The 18,310-nt window shown below is 66.9% G+C and carries 16 protein-coding genes; 14 read left to right on the forward strand and 2 right to left on the reverse strand.

Going from position 1 to position 18,310, the window contains the following annotated elements:
- Positions 1 to 28: 28 nt before the first annotated feature.
- On the reverse strand, positions 29 to 799 hold the full coding sequence (locus ABZX92_RS04300) for a methyltransferase domain-containing protein (RefSeq protein WP_355553814.1): 771 nt from the start codon (positions 797 to 799) through the stop codon (positions 29 to 31).
- 9 nt (positions 800 to 808) lie between these two features.
- The gene (locus ABZX92_RS04305; protein ID WP_355553817.1) at positions 809 to 1,507 is read right to left on the reverse strand and encodes a hypothetical protein; all 699 of its coding nucleotides are present in this window, start codon (positions 1,505 to 1,507) and stop codon (positions 809 to 811) included.
- Between the two features lie 244 nt (positions 1,508 to 1,751).
- On the opposite strand from ABZX92_RS04305, the gene rplJ reads away from it, so the two are divergent.
- From rplJ to ABZX92_RS04375, 14 genes are all read left to right on the forward strand, one after another.
- Positions 1,752 to 2,306, forward strand: a complete 555-nt coding sequence (gene rplJ, locus ABZX92_RS04310) for a 50S ribosomal protein L10 (protein WP_355553820.1) — start codon at positions 1,752 to 1,754, stop codon at positions 2,304 to 2,306.
- Positions 2,307 to 2,361: 55 nt separating this feature from the next.
- Positions 2,362 to 2,751, forward strand: coding sequence for a 50S ribosomal protein L7/L12 (gene rplL, locus ABZX92_RS04315; RefSeq protein WP_355553823.1), 390 nt, complete (start codon positions 2,362 to 2,364; stop codon positions 2,749 to 2,751).
- 604 nt (positions 2,752 to 3,355) lie between these two features.
- The gene (locus ABZX92_RS04320; RefSeq protein ID WP_355553826.1) at positions 3,356 to 4,417 is read left to right on the forward strand and encodes an ABC transporter ATP-binding protein; all 1,062 of its coding nucleotides are present in this window, start codon (positions 3,356 to 3,358) and stop codon (positions 4,415 to 4,417) included.
- Positions 4,414 to 5,199 carry an ABC transporter permease gene (locus ABZX92_RS04325; protein ID WP_355553828.1) on the forward strand — a complete coding sequence of 262 codons (786 nt, stop codon included), beginning with the start codon at positions 4,414 to 4,416 and terminating at the stop codon, positions 5,197 to 5,199. Before ABZX92_RS04320 ends, ABZX92_RS04325 begins: the two co-directional genes overlap by 4 nt.
- Positions 5,200 to 5,201: 2 nt before the next feature.
- Positions 5,202 to 6,011: an ABC transporter permease gene (locus ABZX92_RS04330; protein WP_045309764.1), complete on the forward strand. Its 810-nt coding sequence runs from the start codon at positions 5,202 to 5,204 to the stop codon at positions 6,009 to 6,011.
- Positions 6,008 to 7,327, forward strand: coding sequence for an MCE family protein (locus ABZX92_RS04335; protein WP_355553832.1), 1,320 nt, complete (start codon positions 6,008 to 6,010; stop codon positions 7,325 to 7,327). The genes ABZX92_RS04330 and ABZX92_RS04335 overlap by 4 nt, the downstream gene beginning before the upstream one ends.
- Positions 7,324 to 8,355, forward strand: coding sequence for an MCE family protein (locus ABZX92_RS04340; RefSeq protein ID WP_355553835.1), 1,032 nt, complete (start codon positions 7,324 to 7,326; stop codon positions 8,353 to 8,355). Before ABZX92_RS04335 ends, ABZX92_RS04340 begins: the two co-directional genes overlap by 4 nt.
- Positions 8,352 to 9,353, forward strand: a complete 1,002-nt coding sequence (locus ABZX92_RS04345) for an MCE family protein (protein WP_355553838.1) — start codon at positions 8,352 to 8,354, stop codon at positions 9,351 to 9,353. Before ABZX92_RS04340 ends, ABZX92_RS04345 begins: the two co-directional genes overlap by 4 nt.
- Positions 9,350 to 10,516 carry an MCE family protein gene (locus tag ABZX92_RS04350; protein WP_355553841.1) on the forward strand — a complete coding sequence of 389 codons (1,167 nt, stop codon included), beginning with the start codon at positions 9,350 to 9,352 and terminating at the stop codon, positions 10,514 to 10,516. Before ABZX92_RS04345 ends, ABZX92_RS04350 begins: the two co-directional genes overlap by 4 nt.
- Positions 10,513 to 11,652: an MCE family protein gene (locus tag ABZX92_RS04355; RefSeq protein ID WP_355553844.1), complete on the forward strand. Its 1,140-nt coding sequence runs from the start codon at positions 10,513 to 10,515 to the stop codon at positions 11,650 to 11,652. Before ABZX92_RS04350 ends, ABZX92_RS04355 begins: the two co-directional genes overlap by 4 nt.
- Positions 11,649 to 12,878: an MlaD family protein gene (locus ABZX92_RS04360; RefSeq protein ID WP_355553847.1), complete on the forward strand. Its 1,230-nt coding sequence runs from the start codon at positions 11,649 to 11,651 to the stop codon at positions 12,876 to 12,878. Before ABZX92_RS04355 ends, ABZX92_RS04360 begins: the two co-directional genes overlap by 4 nt.
- A complete protein-coding gene (locus tag ABZX92_RS04365; protein ID WP_355553850.1) occupies positions 12,878 to 13,378 on the forward strand; it encodes a hypothetical protein in 501 nt (166 codons plus the stop codon). Before ABZX92_RS04360 ends, ABZX92_RS04365 begins: the two co-directional genes overlap by 1 nt.
- Positions 13,379 to 13,390: 12 nt before the next feature.
- A complete protein-coding gene (locus tag ABZX92_RS04370; RefSeq protein ID WP_355553853.1) occupies positions 13,391 to 14,215 on the forward strand; it encodes a hypothetical protein in 825 nt (274 codons plus the stop codon).
- Between the two features lie 567 nt (positions 14,216 to 14,782).
- Complete coding sequence (locus tag ABZX92_RS04375; protein ID WP_355553856.1) at positions 14,783 to 18,268, forward strand: DNA-directed RNA polymerase subunit beta; 3,486 nt, start codon at positions 14,783 to 14,785, stop codon at positions 18,266 to 18,268.
- Positions 18,269 to 18,310: the final 42 nt, after the last annotated feature.

The raw sequence follows: 18,310 nt of genomic DNA on the forward strand, positions 1-18,310 counted from the left end.
GGAGTTTCCGGGGGCCTTTCGCGTTGTGTCACCAGGGTTTGCGAGCCGCCAGCAGGAACATCAGCGGCGCGGCGAAGAAGTCGCCCGTCCGCAGTTCGGTCAACCAGCGCTCGCCGTCCGCCCGGTCGATCGCGCCGGCCCGGATCGCTCGTTCCGTGTTGCGGGTGAAGGCGAAGATGTTGTCCGCCTGGGCGAAGTCGTGGAACGTCGGCGCGGCCGTGTGGACGGCCTCGACCTCGAAGCCGGCCGCGCGGGCCAGGCGGGCCAGCCGGCGGCCGATGGTGGCGTTGCGGACCATCGTCGAGCACGTGAATCGGTTGAACGCCCGGTTCATCTCGAGGTCGCCGTCCACGACGAGCGAGTCCCAGTCGGGTTCGCCGATGCGCAGCAGGCCGCCCGGCTTGAGCACGCGCAGGAGTTCGGACAGGACGGTCGACGGGTCCGCGACGTGCTGCAGTGCGCGGTCCGTCCTCGCCCGGTCGAAGGTGTTGTCCTCGAACGGGAGCGTGTGACCGTCGGCCAGGTGGATCTCGACGTGCGGGTGGTCGTGGAAGCGCGCGCTGGCGGCGTCGACCATCTGCTGGTCGATGTCGACGCCGACGATCCGGCCGGACGTGGTGACCGCGTCCGCCATCGACGGCAGGTCCGCGCCGGGGCCGCAGCCCAGGTCGAGCACGGACAGGCCGGGACTCAGCTCGAGCAGGGTGAGCAGGTGGCGCTTGTAGTCGACGGCGGCCGCGGCGACGTCGTCCATGTACGCGACCTTGTCAGGGCTGGGCACCCCCAGTGCGTTTGCCATGCACCCCAATCAACCACAGGTGCTCGGTGACCAGTCGGTGATGACCCAGCCGGAGCCGACCTTCTCCACGACGAACGTGCCCAGCCGCGGGCCGCCCTCGACGGTCAGCTCGCACGAGTTGATGGTGACCTTGTTGGTGGTCGGGGTCTTGAGCATGTCCGGCGGGAACATGACCTGCTGGTACTTGTCGACGCTGGTGACCTGGGTCTTCAGGGACTTGACCGCGGCCGCGCAATCGCTTGCGTTGTGGGCGTTGGCGAACTTCTGGCGGGTGTCGTCGCGCAGGAAGAGGGTGCAGGCGCGGGTCGTGTCGGCGAAGGAGACGTGCTTGTAGAACATGCCGACTGTGCCCTGCAGGCCCGCTGGGGCGGAGAGGCCCTGGGCCGGGCCCGTCACGCCGCCGCTGTCCTGGGCGATGTCGCCCGCGTCGTCGCGGCCGAAGTAGTGGTTGTAGGCCCAGATCGCGGCGAAGAGCAGGACCAGGAAGAAGAAGGCGCGCCAGAAGAGCTTGCTGGCCAGGACGACCAGCCACCAGCGCTTGCCCTGGGGTTTTTGAGGCTGGGAAGCCTGGCCCGTGGCCTCCTGGTAGCGCTGGTACTCCTGGAAGCGCTGGAACTCCTGGAACTGCCGCAGCTGCTCCGGGTCCACCTGAGGGGCAGGGGGCTGCGGCTGGCGGGGCGCGAGGTCCTTGCCGGGCTCGTCGGTCACAGGTCACATCATGCCGATTTGGATCGGCGGACACGACTCGCGTAGTCTCATCGTGGTTCTACCGAAGACCGCTGGTTTTCTCCGCGAGGAGAACGAAGGCCCCGTTGCAACACGGGCGGCCCGCGCAGGGAGGACGAGGCTCAAGTTCGTTGTGACGCCCCGTGCTGCTTGTGCGCGTGGGCGTTTTTGTTGTTTCGGAGCCTTCTCGGCTGGCGGTCTAACCCAGCCCAGAGAGGAGGCGATCATGGCGAAGCCCACGAAGGTTACGGCGGTCGCTGAGCTCGCGGACCAGTTCCGCAGCAGCTCGGCAGCGGTTGTCACCGAGTACCGTGGCCTCTCCATGGCGCAGCTCACCACGCTGCGTCGCGCTCTCGGCGCGGGCACCAAGTACACCGTCGCGAAGAACACGCTGGTCAAACTGGCCGCTGCGGACGCCGGCATCGAGGGCCTCGAGGCCCTTCTGGCCGGTCCGACCGCCATCGCGTTCGTCGAGGGCGAGCCCGTCGACGCCGCCAAGGCGATCCGCGACTTCGCGAAGGACAACAAGGCCCTGGTCATCAAGGGCGGCTACATGGATGGCCGCCCGCTCTCGGTCGAAGAGGTCACTGCTATCGCAGACCTCGAAAGCCGTGAGGTGCTGCTCGCGAAGCTCGCGGGCGCGATGAAGGGCAACCTGGCCAAGGCCGCGGGTCTGTTCAACGCCCCGGCTTCCCAGGTCGCTCGCCTGGCTGCTGCCCTGCAGGAGAAGAAGGCCGCTGCGGCACCCGCCGCCGAGGCCGACGCTCCCGCCGAAAGCTGATCACCCGAAGACACACCCGACGCTTTCGCGCGGGACACAGAAAGGAACGCCGATCATGGCGAAGCTCAGCACCGAAGAGCTGCTCGACGCTTTCAAGGAGATGACCCTCCTGGAGCTGTCCGAGTTCGTGAAGCAGTTCGAGGAGACCTTCGAGGTCACCGCCGCGGCGCCCGTCGCCGTTGCCGCTGTCGCCGGCCCCGCCGCCGGTGGCGCTGCCGAGGTCGAGGAGCAGACGGACTTCAACGTCATCCTCGAGTCGGCTGGCGACAAGAAGATCCAGGTCATCAAGGTCGTCCGCGAGGTCGTCTCGGGCCTGGGCCTGAAGGAGGCCAAGGAGCTGGTCGAGTCCGCTCCGAAGGCGATCCTCGAGGGCGTGGCGAAGGACGTCGCCGACGCCGCCAAGGAGAAGCTCGAGGCTGCCGGCGCCAAGATCACCCTCAAGTGATCTGAGCCCCTTCGGGGGTTTGCGCTCTGCCTTGCAGTGCCTGAACGGGCGTGCACCTTTCAACGGGGGTGCACGCCCGTTTTTTGTGCGTTCCGATCTTGTCGGACCCGGTGAGTACGTTGTGATGCAGGGGTTCCCAGGTCGGGGGGACGCCTGCGGCAGCGTGCGTGTGGGGGCCGTGGGTGGTCGGCTTGCGGTGAGCGAGTCCCGTGCTGGGCGATCCGCGACCAGGCGGGTGGTCGGCTTGCGGTGAGCGAGTCCTGTTCCGCACGAATCGCGACCGGGCGGGGGGCGCCTTGCGCTGGGTCCGCAGGTGGTCACCGTGCGATGGGCGCCTTGCGCCGCGTGCTTCCCCGCCGTCGGCTTCGGGGCGCCTCGCCGGCGGCATCGGCGGTGGTGTGCCTGGGCTCACATGTGCGGTGGATTTCCCGGTTGTCAGGCAGTGGTCCAGGTGGCTGTGACCGTTTTGCGAGGTCACGCTGTGTGGTGTTATCTGAACGCAACCGCCATTAGGCCAACTGGTGAGTAACCTGCCGCGAACGAACTCGTTGCCCCAGTGTGACGCCGATCGCCACGGCGTCTTCGGGCGTGTGCGGAGGTGCGGATGGGCGTCGAGGTGGTCGTTGAGGGCCTGACCAAGTCCTTCGGCAAGCAGACCATCTGGCAGGACGTCTCGCTCACGTTGCCGCCGGGTGAGGTCAGCGTGATGCTCGGGCCGTCCGGTACCGGCAAGAGCGTGTTCCTGAAGTCGTTGGTCGGGCTGCTCAAGCCGGAGCAGGGCAAGATCGTCATCAACGGGACGGATCTTGTCCGGTGTTCTGAGCACCGGTTGTACGAGATTCGGAAGATGTTCGGCGTGCTGTTTCAGGACGGTGCGCTGTTCGGGTCGATGAATCTGTACGACAACATCGCGTTTCCGTTGCGGGAGCACACTCGCAAGACGGAGGCCGAGGTTCGCAGGATTGTCCTTGAGAAGATGGAGATGGTCGGTCTCGTCGGGGCGGAGAAGAAGCTGCCTGGTGAGATTTCCGGCGGTATGCGCAAGCGGGCCGGGCTCGCCAGGGCGCTGGTGCTGGACCCCGAGATCATCCTTTGCGACGAACCCGACTCCGGGCTGGACCCGGTGCGCACGGCGTATCTGAGCCAGCTCCTCATCGATTTGAACGCTCAGATCGACGCGACGATTCTGATCGTCACGCACAACATCAACATTGCCCGGACCGTGCCGGACAACCTCGGCATGTTGTTCCGCCGCGAGCTCGTCATGTTCGGGCCGAGGGAAGTTCTCCTCACCAGTGACGAGCCGGTTGTGGAGCAGTTCCTCAACGGGCGGCGGCTCGGGCCGATCGGCATGTCCGAGGAGAAGGACCAGGCCACGATGGCTGCCGAGCAGGCTCATGCGGATGCCGGGCACTCGGACGGGTCGCCGGACGAGGACATGCGCGGGGTGGTGCCGCAACTGGAGCCGACGCCAGGGCTGCCGTTCCGGGATGCGGTGCGCAGGCGGAAAGACCGCGTCATGTCGATCATTCACCAGCTGCCGTACGAGGCGCAGCAGGGGATCATCGCGAGCCTCACGCCGGATGACCTGGCTCGGTACAACGTGCACGCCGGCGCGCAGGCGCCCACGCCCAGCCCCTGGCCGCGTCAGGGTGGTGTGCTGTGACCGCGCCCACGACTTTTCCCGGCGCTGGGGCGCTACGGGAGACCGGGAAGCTCTGTCAGCTCGGCATCGACGTGGTGCGGACGTCGTTCCGCAGGCCGTTCCAGTTGCGGGAGTTCATTCAGCAGAGCTGGTTCATCGTCAGCGTGACGGTGTTGCCGACGGCGCTGGTCAGCATTCCGTTCGGTGCGGTCATCGCGTTGCAGCTCGGCAGCCTCACCCGGCAGATCGGTGCGCAGTCGTTCACCGGTGCGGCCAGCGTGCTGGCGATCATTCAGCAGGCCAGCCCGATCGTGACGGCGTTGCTGATCGCGGGTGCGGGCGGTAGTGCGATCTGTGCGGACATCGGCTCGCGCAAGATCCGGGAAGAGATCGACGCCATGGAAGTCCTCGGCGTGAGTCCGATCCAGCGCCTGGTCGTACCCCGCGTACTGGCTGCGATGCTGGTGTCGGTGCTGCTCAACGGCATGGTGAGCGTCGTCGGTGTGCTCGGTGGCTACTTCTTCAACGTGATCATGCAGGACGGCACGCCCGGCGCTTACCTGGCGAGCTTCTCCGCGCTGGCGCAGCTGCCGGACCTGTGGATCAGTGAGCTCAAGGCGCTGATCTTCGGGTTCATCGCGGGCATCGTGGCCGCGTACCGGGGGCTCAACCCGGCCGGTGGTCCCAAGGGCGTGGGTGACGCGGTGAACCAGGCCGTGGTCATCACGTTCCTGTTGTTGTTCTTCGTCAACTTCGTCCTCACCACGATCTACCTGCAGGTCGTGCCCGCGAAGGGGAGCTGACGATGGCGAACAAGGCGCTGTCCGCTCTGGACGGATTCGGCGACCAGCTGGCGTTCTACCTCAAGGCGCTGGCGTGGACGCCTCGTGCGCTCAAGCGGTACATGAAGGAGACTCTGCGGCTGCTGGCCGAGGTCAGCTTCGGGTCCGGGGCTCTGGCGGTCATCGGCGGCACGATCGGTGTGATGGTCGGGCTGTCCGTGTTCACCGGCACGGTGGTCGGCTTGCAGGGCTTCACGGCCCTCAACCAGATCGGCACGTCCGCGTTCGCCGGGTTCGTGTCCGCCTACTTCAACACCCGTGAGATCGCGCCGCTCGTTGCCGGGCTCGCGCTGTCAGCAACCGTCGGGTCTGGCTTCACGGCTCAGCTCGGTGCCATGCGGATCTCCGAGGAGATCGACGCCCTCGAGGTCATGGGCATCCCCAGCCTGCCGTTCCTGGTGACCACGCGGATCATCGCCGGGTTCGTGGCGATCATCCCGCTGTACGTGATCGGGCTGCTGACGAGCTACCTCGCGGCGCGGACGATCACGGTGGAGTTCTACGGGCAGTCCGCCGGTACGTACGACCACTACTTCAACCTGTTCCTACCGCCGATCGACGTGCTGTGGTCGTTCGGCAAGGTGCTGGTCTTCGCGGTCGTGATCATCATGACGCACTGCTACTACGGCTACCGCGCGTCCGGCGGTCCGGCCGGCGTGGGTGTGGCTGTGGGCCGGGCGGTGCGGACGGCGATCGTGACGACGGCGCTGCTCGACTTCTTCCTGAGCCTCGCGATCTGGGGTGCCACGACGACGGTGAGGATCGCGGGATGAAGAAACGCGTGCTGGGCATCGCCTTTCTTCTCGCGATCGCCATGTTCCTGTCGCTCACCGTGGCGCTGTACAAGGACGCCTTCGGCGACTACGTCAAGGTCACGCTCAAGACCGACCACATCGGCAACCAGCTGCAGACGGCCAGCGACGTCAAGGTGCGCGGGCTGATCGTGGGCTCGGTGAAGGCCATTCGCAGCAGCGGGAACGGGGCCGAGCTGGAGCTCGCGCTGTTGCCGGACAAGGTGAACGAGATCCCGGGCAACGTCAGCGCGCGCCTGCTGCCCAAGACGTTGTTCGGTGAGCGGTACGTGAACCTGGTGCTGCCGCAGCAGAAGAGCGCGGCCATCAAGCAGGGTGCGGTCATCGAGCAGGACAAGACCAGCAGCGCGATCGAGCTGGAACGCGTGCTGGACAACCTGATGCCGGTGCTGCAGGCCATTCAGCCGGAGAAGCTCGCCACCACGCTGACCGCGCTGTCGCAGGCGTTGGACGGGCGGGGCAAGCCTCTCGGCCAGACGCTGGTGTCGCTCGACCAGTACCTCGGCGAGCTCAACCCGCAGCTGCCCGCGTTGAAGGAGAACATCTCCAAGCTCGCGGACGTCGCAGGCGTCTACGCGGACGCCGCGCCGGATCTGTTGCAGGCGCTCAACGACATGACGACGACGACCAAGACGGTCGTGGAGCAGCGGGACAACCTGCTGGCGCTCTACGGGTCGCTCACGACGACGTCGCAGGACCTCACGAGCTTCGTCACGGTCAACAAGAACAACCTCATCGCGCTCGCCGACACCAGCCGGCCGACGCTGGAGCTGCTCGCCAAGTACGCGCCCGAGTACCCGTGCCTGCTCAAGGGGCTCGCGGAGTTCGAGCCGGTCATCAGCAAGGCGTTCGGCGAGGGCACCAACGAGCCGGGCCTGCACATCACGCTGGAGATCACGCAGAACCGCGGCAAGTACAAGCCGAACCTGGACGAGCCCGAGTACAAGGACAAGCGCGGGCCCCGTTGCTACGACCTCGTGCCGCGGCCGGACCCGTTCCCGCAGTACCCGCCGGAGGGACCGGTGAACGACGGTTCGACCGCGCCGCCGCCTGCCCGCGTCGCCAACGACGGGATCCTGCCGCCTGCCAACGCGGGCAACGTGACCTCGACGTCGTCGGCGCAGGACGTGCTGCGGCTCGCCAACTCCCCGGAGGAAGCCCGGTTGATCGCGGCGCTCTACGGGCCGCAGCTCGGCATGGATCCGCGTGACATGCCCAGCTGGTCGAGCCTGCTGCTCGGACCGCTCGTGCGCGGCACGGAGGTGACGGTCAGGTGAAGGGTGTGCTCGCCCCGCTGCTCAAGCTGATCACCTTCGCGGTGGTCACGATCCTCGCCACGACGCTGCTCGCGGTGACCATCGCCAACGTGAACCTGGCCGGCGCCACGGACTACAAGGCGCGGTTCACCGACGTCACGGCGTTGAACGAGGGTGACGACATCCGCATCGCCGGTGTGCGCGTCGGGCAGGTCGACGAGATCAAGGTCGTCGACCGCAAGACCGCCGAGGTCGACTTCTCGATCGACGGCGACCGCAAGCTGCCGGGATCGGTCACCGCGACGATCAAGTACCGCAACCTGGTGGGACAGCGGTACATCGCGCTCGAGTCCGGCACCGGTGACACCAAGGCTGTGCTGCCCGAGGGCGGCACGATCCCGTTGGACCGCACCAAGCCCGCGCTCGACCTGACGGTGTTGTTCAACGGCTTCAAGCCGCTCTTCCAGGCGCTGTCGCCGGAGGACGTGAACAAGCTGTCGTTCGAGATCATCCAGGTGCTGCAGGGAGAAGGCGGCACGATCGACAGCCTGTTGCAGCACACGGCGTCGCTGACCAGCACGCTGGCGAGCAAGGACAAGGTGATCGGCGAGGTCGTCGACAACCTCAACACCGCGCTCGACACCGTGAACTCGCGCGACCAGGACTTCAACAACCTCGTGATCACGTTGCAGCAGCTGGTGTCCGGCCTCGCGCAGGACCGCCAGCCGATCGGTGACGCGATCACCGCGCTCGGCGACCTGACCAACGCCACGGCCGGGCTGCTGGAGCAGGGCCGCGAGCCGTTGAAGAACGACATCGCGCAGCTCGGCCTGGTCTCGAAGAACCTGGCGGACAACGAGCAGATCGTCGACGGCTTCCTGCAGAAGCTGCCGAACAAGCTCGAGACGATCACGCGGACCGCGACCTACGGCTCGTGGTTCAACTTCTACCTGTGCGAGGCGAGCGGCAAGGTCGCCGTCCCGCCGGTCATCTCGAACCCGATCCCGATCACGGCGTTGCCGGTGACACAGCAGAGGTGCCGCCGATGAAGACGAGCAACCCGATCAGGACCGGCGCGATCAGCCTGACGCTGATCGTCCTGCTGTTGCTGGCCGCGTTCTACTCGGACGACCTGCCGATCGTCGGCGGTGGCACGAGCTACGCCGCGGACTTCAGCGAGGCGGCGGGGCTGGTGCCGGGCAACGAGGTCCGCGTCGCCGGTGTGAAGGTCGGCAAGGTCACCAAGGTCAAGCTCAACGGCGACCGCGTGCGAGTCACGTTCAAGGTCAAGGACGCCTGGGTGGGCGACCGGACCACGGCGATGATCCGCATCAAGACGTTGCTGGGCCAGAAGTTCCTGGCTCTCGACCCGCAGGGCCAGCAGCCGCTCTCGCCCGGCGACCCGATCCCGAAAGAACGCACGCTCGCGCCGTACGACGTGAACGAGGCGTTCAACGGGCTCGCGACGACCGTCGGTCAGATCGACACCAAGCAGCTCGCGGACAGCTTCACGGTCCTGTCCGACACCTTCAAGAACTCGCCGGAACACGTGCGGGGCGCGCTGGACGGCTTGTCCGCGCTCTCGAAGACGATCTCGTCGCGGGACGAGCAGCTGGCCAAGCTCCTGGACAACACCAGGAAGCTGACCAAGACGCTCGCGGACCGCAACGAGGAGTTCGAGAAGCTCCTCTCCGACGGCAACCTGCTGCTCGGCGAGATCCGCAAGCGGCGCGAGGCGATCAGCGCGCTGCTGACCGGCACGCGCGACCTGGCCCGTGAGCTCAGCGGACTGGTGCAGGACAACCAGAACCAGCTCAAGCCCGCCCTGGAACAGCTCGGCAAGGTCACCACGATCCTGCAGCGCAACCAGGACAACCTCGACCGCAGCCTCACGTTGCTGGCGCCGTTCTACCGGGTGTTCGCGAACACCCTGGGCAACGGGCGCTGGTTCGACACCTACATCTGCGGTCTGCTGCCGCCCTCGGTGAACCTCGGCGTCGTCGGGTTCAACGAGGAAGGCTGCCTGCCTCCGGGGGTGCAGCGATGACGACCGCGGTGAACTCCAAGCTGGGACGCGGAATCGCGATGGCGTGCGTGCTCGCGCTGGTCGCGACCGCAGCGCTCTGGTGGATCTTCTCCGGCATGAACGAGCGCAAGGTGACCGCGCACTTCGCGGCCGCGGTCGGCGTCTACCCCGGTGGTGACGTGCGGGTGCTCGGCGTCAAGGTCGGCACGATCGACGAGGTCACGCCGGAGGGCAAGACCGTGAAGGTCGTCTTCACGGTCGCGCGTGACGTGCGGATCCCGGAGAACGCGCAGGCCGTCGTGGTTTCGCCGAGTGTGGTCAGCGACCGGTACGTGCAGCTCGCGCCCGCCTACACCGGTGGGCCGACGATGGGCGACAACGCCGTGATCCCGCGCGAGCGCACCGCGACGCCGGTCGAGCTGGACGAGCTCTACCAGTCGCTGGACAAGCTCACGACCGCGTTGGGGCCGAACGGTGCGAACGCCGACGGCGCGTTGGCGGACCTGCTGAACTCCGCGGCCAAGAACCTCGAAGGCAACGGCCAGGCGCTCAACGACACGTTGAAGAACCTCGGCCAGGCCACGCGGACGCTGTCGGGGTCCAAAGAGGACTTGTTCGCGACCGTCGACAACCTGCAGAAGTTCACCGCGATGCTGGCCGCGAACGACAGCCAGGTGCGGGACTTCAACAAGCAGCTCGCCGACGTCACGAAGCTGCTGGCCGACGAGCGCGGTGACCTCGGTGCCGCGTTGAACGAGCTGGCGACGGCCCTGCAGCAGGTGCAGGGCTTCATCAAGGACAACCGCGAGGTGCTCAAGTCCAATGTGGACAAGCTCGCCTCGATCACGCAGGTGCTGGTGAACCAGCGGGCGGCACTGGCGGAGACGCTGGACGTGGCGCCGCTGGCCCTGGGCAACCTGCAGAACTCCTACAACGCGGCGTCCGGCACGCTCGACACCCGCGCGGACATCAACGAGCTGAACCAGCCGCCGATCGTGCTGGTCTGCAAGCTGGTGCAGCAGGCGACGCCGAACAACGTGCCGCCGATCCTCGCGCAGACGTGCAAGCAGCTGGAGCCGATCCTGTCGGGTGCGGTGCCGCTGCAGTCGCCGGCGCAGATCATCAGCGATCTCAACGCGGGCAAGCTGCCGCTGCCCCTGCCGGTTGGGGGGACGCCGCGATGAAGAAGCTCGTTGTTGCGGTGGCGGCGTTGTTGCTGGTCTCCGGCTGTGGTTCGGGCGGGTTCGACGGCGTCTACAACATGCCTCTGCCCGGTGGCGCCGACGTCGGTGACCACCCGTACCGGGTCAAGGCGCAGTTCAAGGACGTGCTGGACCTGGTCCCGCAGGCGGGCGTGAAGGTCAACGACGTGCCGGTCGGGCGGGTCGAGCAGATCGACCTGGCTGCTGATGGCTGGACCGCCGAGGTCACGTTGCTGGTCAACGGCGACGTGCAGCTGCCGGCCAACGCGTTCGCGAAGTTGCGGCAGTCCGCGTTGCTCGGCGAGAAGTTCGTGGAGCTCGGGAAGCCCAAGGACGCGAACGGCAAGTTGGCCGACAACGCGGTGATTCCGCTGGACCGGACCAACCGCAACCCCGAGGTCGAAGAGGTCTTCGGCGCGTTGTCGTTGCTGCTCAACGGTGGTGGTGTGGCGCAGCTGCAGAACATCACCAAGGAGCTCAACAACGCGATGCAGGGCAACGAGCAGCAGATCCGCTCGTTGCTGGGCAACCTGAACACGTTCGTCGGGGAGCTGGACAAGCACAAGGCGGAGATCGTCCGCGCGCTCGACTCGATCAACCGCCTCGCCGGCACGTTGGCGCAGCAGCGGGAGAAGATCGCGGTGGCGCTGACGGACCTGGAACCCGGCCTGCGGGTGATCGCCGAACAGCGCACCCAGCTCGTGACGTTGCTGCAGTCGCTGGACAAGCTCTCGGACGTCGCGGTGGACACGGTGAACAAGAGCCGTGACGACATCGTGGCGGACCTGAAGGCACTGCAGCCGACGTTGCAGAAGCTCGCGGAGTCCGGGCAGAACCTGCCCAAGGCGTTCGAGCTGCTGCTGACCTACCCGTTCCCGGACGCGGCGGTCGACGGCATCAAGGGCGACTACACGAACCTCTACGCCGATCTCGACCTGAACCTCGGCAACGTTCTCGACAACCTCGGCCGGTCGCGGCAGTCCCCGCTGGACTCGCTGATCCCGTCGGGCACGCCGCTGCCGTTGCCGAACATCCCGCTGCCCGGTCTCAGCCCCGGCACCGGGACCGGGTCCGGGCTGGGCGATCTGCTCGGTGGGCTGCTGGGAGGTCGCAAGTGATCACACGCGGCACCAAGCTCAAGATCGGCGCGTTCGTGCTGGTCGCGTTGCTGGGCATCTCCTACGTCAGCGCGACGTACGTGGGTCTGTTCAAGTCCTCGTCGACAGTCGTGACGATGCAGCTCGCGGACTCGGGCGGGATCTTCTCCAACGCCGAGGTCACGTACCGCGGCGTCACGATCGGCCGGGTCGGGCAGCTGCGGCTGACCTCGGAGGGAGTCGAGGTCGACCTGGAGCTCGACTCGGACGCGCCGCGCGTGCCCGCGTCGACCGAGGCCGTCGTGGCGAACCGGTCGGCCGTGGGTGAGCAGTACGTGGACCTGCGGCCGAAGAGCGACTCCGGGCCTTATCTGGAGGCCGGGTCGGTCATCCCGCGGTCGGCCACCAAGACCCCGCCTCCGGTCGACGGGCTGCTGTCCAACCTGGACGCGTTCGCGTCGTCGGTGCCCACGGACTCGCTGAAGACCGTGGTCGACGAGCTGCACACGGCGTTCAGCGGCACCGGTGGCGACCTGCAGGTGCTGATCGACAACACCGCGGCGTTCACGGCGGCGGCCAAGGAGCACCTGCCCCAGACGACGCAGCTGCTCAAGGACGGCAAGATCGTGCTGTCCACGCAGGCAGCGCAGGGTGGGGCGATCCGGTCGTTCAGCGGTGACCTGCGGTTGATCGCGGAGCAGCTGAAGGCGTCCGACGGCGACATCCGCCGGTTGATCGTGGCGGTGCCGCCGGCCTCGCAGCAGGTGTCGGCGCTGCTGAAGGAGAGCGGGCCGAACCTCGGTGTGGTGTTCGCGAACCTGCTGACCACCTCGAACATCCTCGTGACCAGGCGTGACGGTCTGGAGCAGATCGCGGTGACGTACCCGATCGCCGTCGGTGGCGGCTTCACCGTGGCGCCGGGCGACGGGTCCGCGCACTTCGGCCTCGCGCTGAACGTGTTCGACCCGATGCCGTGCACCGTGGGCTACGAGGGCACCAAGATCCGCCAGGGCAACGACACGTCCGCCGCGCCGTTGAACACGCAGGCGTACTGCGCTCTGGCGCGCGGTTCGGCGACGTCGGTGCGAGGCTCGCAGAATGCGCCGTACGGTGGAACGCCGACGACGCCCGTCGGCAACGCGACCACGCAGCCCGGCCTGGAGCCGACCGGGCAGCAGGCGGCTCCCGAGCTGCCGCTGCTGACGTCGCTGGGCCAGCTGCTCGGTTTGCCGGAGGAGAAGAAGTAGTGCGGATCTTCACAGCGCTCGCCGCGGTCTTCGCCGTGGTGATGCTCGTGTTCGCCGTGTTCAGCGGCTTCGTCTGGTACAGCTCGGCGCACTCGTCGGAGTCCACGTTCGCCGCCACGCGCGACGACGCTCTGCGCTCAGGCCAGGTGGGCATCTCGAACTTCCTGACGCTGGACTACAAGAAGGTCGACGAGGACCTGCAGCGCTGGCTCAACTCGTCGACCGGCGAGCTGCGCGCGGAGATCGACAAGGACAAGGACTCCCGCAAGAAGCAGCTGGTCGACGCCAAGTCCGTGACCACCTCGAAGGTCCTGGACTCGGCGATCACCGAGCTGGACGACCGCGCCGGCACCGCGTCCATGATCGCGGTGGTCGAGAGCACGGTGACCCCTGCCGACGGCAAGCAGGTCACCAAGATCAACCGGTACCTGACCAAGCTCACCCGCACCGAGGACGGCTGGAAGCTTTCGCAGCTGGGCCCGTTGCGGGCGGGCGTCTGATTGGACGCGCACGTGCCTGGACCCCGCCGCCGCCCCATCCCCACGCCACCGGCCGGAGGCCGCCCGAAGGTCGCCGGCCTGCACCGCCGCGCCTCCGAGGAGGCACCGGCTCCCGAGGTCGTCGAGGCCGCCGGGGCTCCGGAGATCGAGGAGCTGGCGCAGGAGCAGGAGGCCGACGAGCTGAAGGCACCGGAGGCGGTCGAGTGGACGCCTCCGCCTGCCTCCGCGTCTGCGAAGAAGCCCGCCAAGCCCGGCACTTCGAAGAAGGCTGCTGCCGAGCCGGTCACCGAGCCGGCGACGCCCACCCGGCCGTCGTGGATCTTGCCGGTGGCCCTGGTCGTGGTCGGCGTGCTGCTGGGCGGCCTCGGCGGCTTCTTCCTCTACAAGTCGCGCGCGGTGTCCTACGACGCCGCCCTGGTCGACTCCGCCACCACCTCGGCGGTGAACGGCCAGATCCGCGAGGCCGTCGAGAAGTCCTTCTCGTACAACTTCGCCGACGTCGAGTCCACCGAGAAGGCGGCTCGCGAGCTGCTCACCGGCAAGGCTCTGTGCCAGTACAACGCCGTGTTCGGCCCGGTGAAGGAAGTCGCCCCCCAGCAGAAGCTGGTCGTGACCGTCCGGGTCGTCTCCTCCGCCGTCTCGTCCCTGAAGGACAGCCGCGCCACCGTCCTGGTCTTCGCCGACCAGGTCACCACCCGCACCACCGACAACCAGTCGGGCGGCGGCACCGCCATGCTCCGCGTGAGCGCGATCGACGACGGCGGCCGCTGGAAGATCGACAACATGGAGATGTTCGGCGCCACGGCCGACCAGAACCGCCAGCTCCAGGGCTGCTGACTGACGGAACGCGGGGGCCCTGCGTTTCCTTCTGGGGAACGCGGGGCCCCCGCGTTCCCGGGAAACAGCGGTCGTTTGGGGCCGAGCCGGTGTCGGGGTGTTGATCACCGTGCCCTAAGATCAACTCCGCTGCGAAGCCGTGCAGGATGCCCCGGAAGCACTGCTGAGACACCCTTCGCCAGGGTCGACACGCGTGATCTCGGTCACACAAATCTCGTGGCGCTCTGTAAGTCCGCTTGAAGCCGCCAACTTCCCACCAAATCGGCCGCACGCGTGTTTGTGCAGGTCAAATGGGTGACAGTCGGTGAACTGCGCTCCATCCACAGGGTGGATCGACTGTCCACATCTTGACTGCACGCTCATGCAGGGTCACTCTGTCGGTGAGCAAGAGGAGGGTCCTTCCAGGTGCCTCTCGACAGTCGCCGTGCGCGTGGCTAGACTGCCCCTTTGCGCTGCCCATTTTCCGCTTGCCCTTCGCCGAGAGCGTGGATTAGTCGAGCAGCGCCGCACCCTTGACAGCCGTGCTAGTTCGCTCTAGCCAGCTATTTGTCCCTGGAAGGACGCATCTTGGCGATCTCTCGCGCGACCAAGGCCACTGCTGCGACCAACTCCACGTCGGGGATCCCTGGAGCGCCGAAGAGGGTCTCGTTCGCGAAGATTAACGAGCCCCTTTCGACGCCCAACCTGCTTGACCTGCAGATCCAGTCCTTTGAGTGGTTGACCGGCGATGAGGCGTGGTTCCAGCGCCGCGTCGACGCCGGCGACGAGACCCCGACGGGTGGCCTCGAAGAGGTCCTCAACGAGATCTCGCCGATCGAGGACTTCTCCGGCTCCATGTCACTGTCCTTCTCCGACCCGCGCTTCGACGAGGTCAAGGCCTCGACCGAAGAGTGCAAGGACAAGGACATGACGTACGCGGCACCGTTGTTCGTCACGGCGGAGTTCACCAACCACACCACTGGCGAGATCAAGAGCCAGACGGTGTTCATGGGTGACTTCCCGATGATGACGAACAAGGGCACGTTCATCATCAACGGCACCGAGCGCGTGGTGGTCTCTCAGCTCGTGCGGTCGCCCGGTGTCTACTACGACACCGCGGTCGACAAGACGACGGACAAGGACGTCTTCAGCGTCAAGATCATCCCGTCCCGGGGTGCCTGGCTGGAGTTCGACGTCGACAAGCGCGACACCGTTGGTGTCCGCATCGACCGCAAGCGTCGCCAGCCGGTGACGGTGCTGCTGAAGGCTCTGGGCTGGAGCACCGAGCAGATCCGCGAGCGGTTCGCGTTCAGCGAGACGTTGCTGACCACGCTCGAGAAGGATCACACCGCGGGTACCGACGAGGCGTTGCTCGACATCTACCGCAAGCTGCGTCCGGGCGAGCCGCCGACGAAGGAGTCGGCGCAGGCCCTGCTGGAGAACCTGTTCTTCAAGGACAAGCGCTACGACCTGGCGAAGGTCGGCCGGTACAAGATCAACAAGAAGCTCGGCGTCACCAGTGACATCAACACCGGTGTGCTGACCGAGGACGACATCGTCACGACGATCGAGTACCTCGTTCGCCTGCACGCCGGTGAGACGCAGATGGACGGTGCCGACGGCACCCAGGTTCCCGTCGAGGTCGACGACATCGACCACTTCGGCAACCGTCGCCTGCGCACCGTCGGTGAGCTGATCCAGAACCAGATCCGCGTCGGTCTGTCCCGCATGGAGCGCGTCGTTCGCGAGCGCATGACCACGCAGGACGTCGAGGCCATCACGCCGCAGACCCTGATCAACATCCGTCCCGTCGTGGCGGCGATCAAGGAGTTCTTCGGCACCTCGCAGCTGTCGCAGTTCATGGACCAGACCAACCCCCTCGCGGGCCTGACCCACAAGCGTCGTCTGTCGGCGCTGGGTCCGGGTGGTCTGTCCCGTGAGCGCGCGGGCATGGAGGTCCGCGACGTCCACCCGTCGCACTACGGCCGCATGTGCCCGATCGAGACGCCGGAAGGCCCGAACATCGGCCTGATCGGATCGCTCTCGAGCTACGCGCGGGTCAACCCGTTCGGCTTCATCGAGACGCCGTACCGCAAGGTCGTCGACGGCCGGGTCACCGACCAGATCGACTACCTGACCGCGGACGAGGAAGACCGCTACGTCAAGGCGCAGGCGAACTCGCCGACCGACGACGAGGGCAACTTCACCGACGACCGCGTTCTGGTCCGCAAGAAGGGCGGCGAGGTCGAGTTCATCGACCCGACCGACGTCGACTACATGGACGTCTCGCCGCGCCAGATGGTGTCGGCCGCGACCGCCATGATCCCGTTCCTCGAGCACGACGACGCGAACCGCGCCCTGATGGGTGCGAACATGCAGCGTCAGGCCGTGCCGCTGCTCCGCTCCGAGTCGCCGCTCGTCGGCACCGGCATGGAGCTGCGCGCCGCCGTCGACGCCGGTGACGTCGTCGTCGCGAAGAAGACGGGTGTGGTCGAGGAGGTCTCCGCCGACTACATCACCGTCATGGCCGACGACGGTGCGCGCAACACCTACGCGCTGCACAAGTTCCGTCGCTCGAACCAGGGCACCTGCATCAACCAGAAGCCCATCGTGAACGAGGGCGACCGGATCGAGGCGGGTCAGGTCCTGGCGGACGGTCCTTGCACCGAGAACGCCGAGATGGCGCTCGGCAAGAACCTGCTCGTGGCGATCATGCCGTGGGAAGGCCACAACTACGAGGACGCGATCATCCTGTCGCAGCGCCTCGTGCAGGACGACGTTCTCACCTCGATCCACATCGAGGAGCACGAGATCGACGCCCGCGACACGAAGCTCGGCGCCGAGGAGATCACCCGGGACATCCCGAACGTCTCCGAAGAGGTCCTGGCCGACCTGGACGAGCGCGGCATCATCCGCATCGGTGCCGAGGTCCAGCCCGGCGACATCCTCGTCGGCAAGGTCACGCCCAAGGGCGAGACCGAGCTGACGCCCGAGGAGCGCCTGCTCCGCGCGATCTTCGGTGAGAAGGCGCGCGAGGTGCGCGACACGTCGCTCAAGGTGCCGCACGGTGAGTACGGCAAGGTCATCGGCATCCGCGTCTTCTCGCGTGAGGACGACGACGAGCTGCCTCCGGGCGTGAACGAGCTCGTCCGCGTCTACGTGGCCCAGAAGCGCAAGATCCAGGACGGCGACAAGCTCGCCGGCCGCCACGGCAACAAGGGCGTCATCGGCAAGATCCTCCCCGCGGAGGACATGCCGTTCCTCGAGGACGGCACGCCGGTCGACATCATCCTGAACACCCACGGTGTGCCGCGTCGTATGAACATCGGCCAGGTGCTGGAGACCCACCTCGGGTGGATCGCCAAGCAGGGCTGGAGCATCAACGGCGACCCGGACTGGGCGAAGAACCTGTCCGAGGAGCTGTACGACGTCGAGCCGGGCACGAAGACCGCCACGCCGGTGTTCGACGGTGCGAAGGAAGAAGAGATCACGGGCCTGCTGGGCTCCACCATCCCGAACCGCGACGGTGAGCGGATGGTCAAGGAGAACGGCAAGGCGCAGCTCTTCGACGGTCGCTCCGGTGAGCCGTACCCGTTCCCGGTGTCGGTCGGCTACATGTACATCCTGAAGCTGCTCCACCTGGTCGACGACAAGATCCACGCGCGTTCGACCGGCCCGTACTCGATGATCACGCAGCAGCCGCTGGGTGGTAAGGCGCAGTTCGGTGGTCAGCGTTTCGGTGAGATGGAGTGCTGGGCGATGCAGGCGTACGGCGCCGCATACACCCTGCAGGAACTTCTCACCATCAAGTCCGACGACGTGCTCGGCCGCGTGAAGGTCTACGAGGCCATCGTCAAGGGCGAGAACATCCCGGAACCCGGTATCCCGGAGTCCTTCAAGGTGCTGCTCAAGGAGCTGCAGTCGCTCTGCCTCAACGTCGAGGTCCTGTCTTCGGACGGTGCCGCGATCGAGATGCGCGACGGCGACGACGAGGACCTGGAGCGCGCGGCCGCGAACCTCGGCATCAACCTGTCGAGGTCCGAGTCGCCCTCCGTGGACGACGTCGTCAACTAGTCACCTCGCCGGTCGGGGGAGGGCAATGCCTCCCGCGTAGCC

The organism is Lentzea sp. NPDC006480, from assembly GCF_040611995.1.
GTDB lineage: Bacteria > Actinomycetota > Actinomycetes > Mycobacteriales > Pseudonocardiaceae > Lentzea.

Bases quoted from the DNA above. Each gene is read 5' to 3' on its own strand.
- ABZX92_RS04300 (WP_355553814.1), bottom strand. From the start codon at position 799: ATGGCAAACGCACTGGGGGTGCCCAGCCCTGACAAGGTCGCGTACATG.
- rplJ (WP_355553820.1), top strand. From the start codon at position 1,752: ATGGCGAAGCCCACGAAGGTTACGGCGGTCGCTGAGCTCGCGGACCAG.
- rplL (WP_355553823.1), top strand. From the start codon at position 2,362: ATGGCGAAGCTCAGCACCGAAGAGCTGCTCGACGCTTTCAAGGAGATG.
- ABZX92_RS04320 (WP_355553826.1), top strand. From the start codon at position 3,356: ATGGGCGTCGAGGTGGTCGTTGAGGGCCTGACCAAGTCCTTCGGCAAG.
- ABZX92_RS04330 (WP_045309764.1), top strand. From the start codon at position 5,202: ATGGCGAACAAGGCGCTGTCCGCTCTGGACGGATTCGGCGACCAGCTG.
- ABZX92_RS04335 (WP_355553832.1), top strand. From the start codon at position 6,008: ATGAAGAAACGCGTGCTGGGCATCGCCTTTCTTCTCGCGATCGCCATG.
- ABZX92_RS04345 (WP_355553838.1), top strand. From the start codon at position 8,352: ATGAAGACGAGCAACCCGATCAGGACCGGCGCGATCAGCCTGACGCTG.
- ABZX92_RS04350 (WP_355553841.1), top strand. From the start codon at position 9,350: ATGACGACCGCGGTGAACTCCAAGCTGGGACGCGGAATCGCGATGGCG.
- ABZX92_RS04355 (WP_355553844.1), top strand. From the start codon at position 10,513: ATGAAGAAGCTCGTTGTTGCGGTGGCGGCGTTGTTGCTGGTCTCCGGC.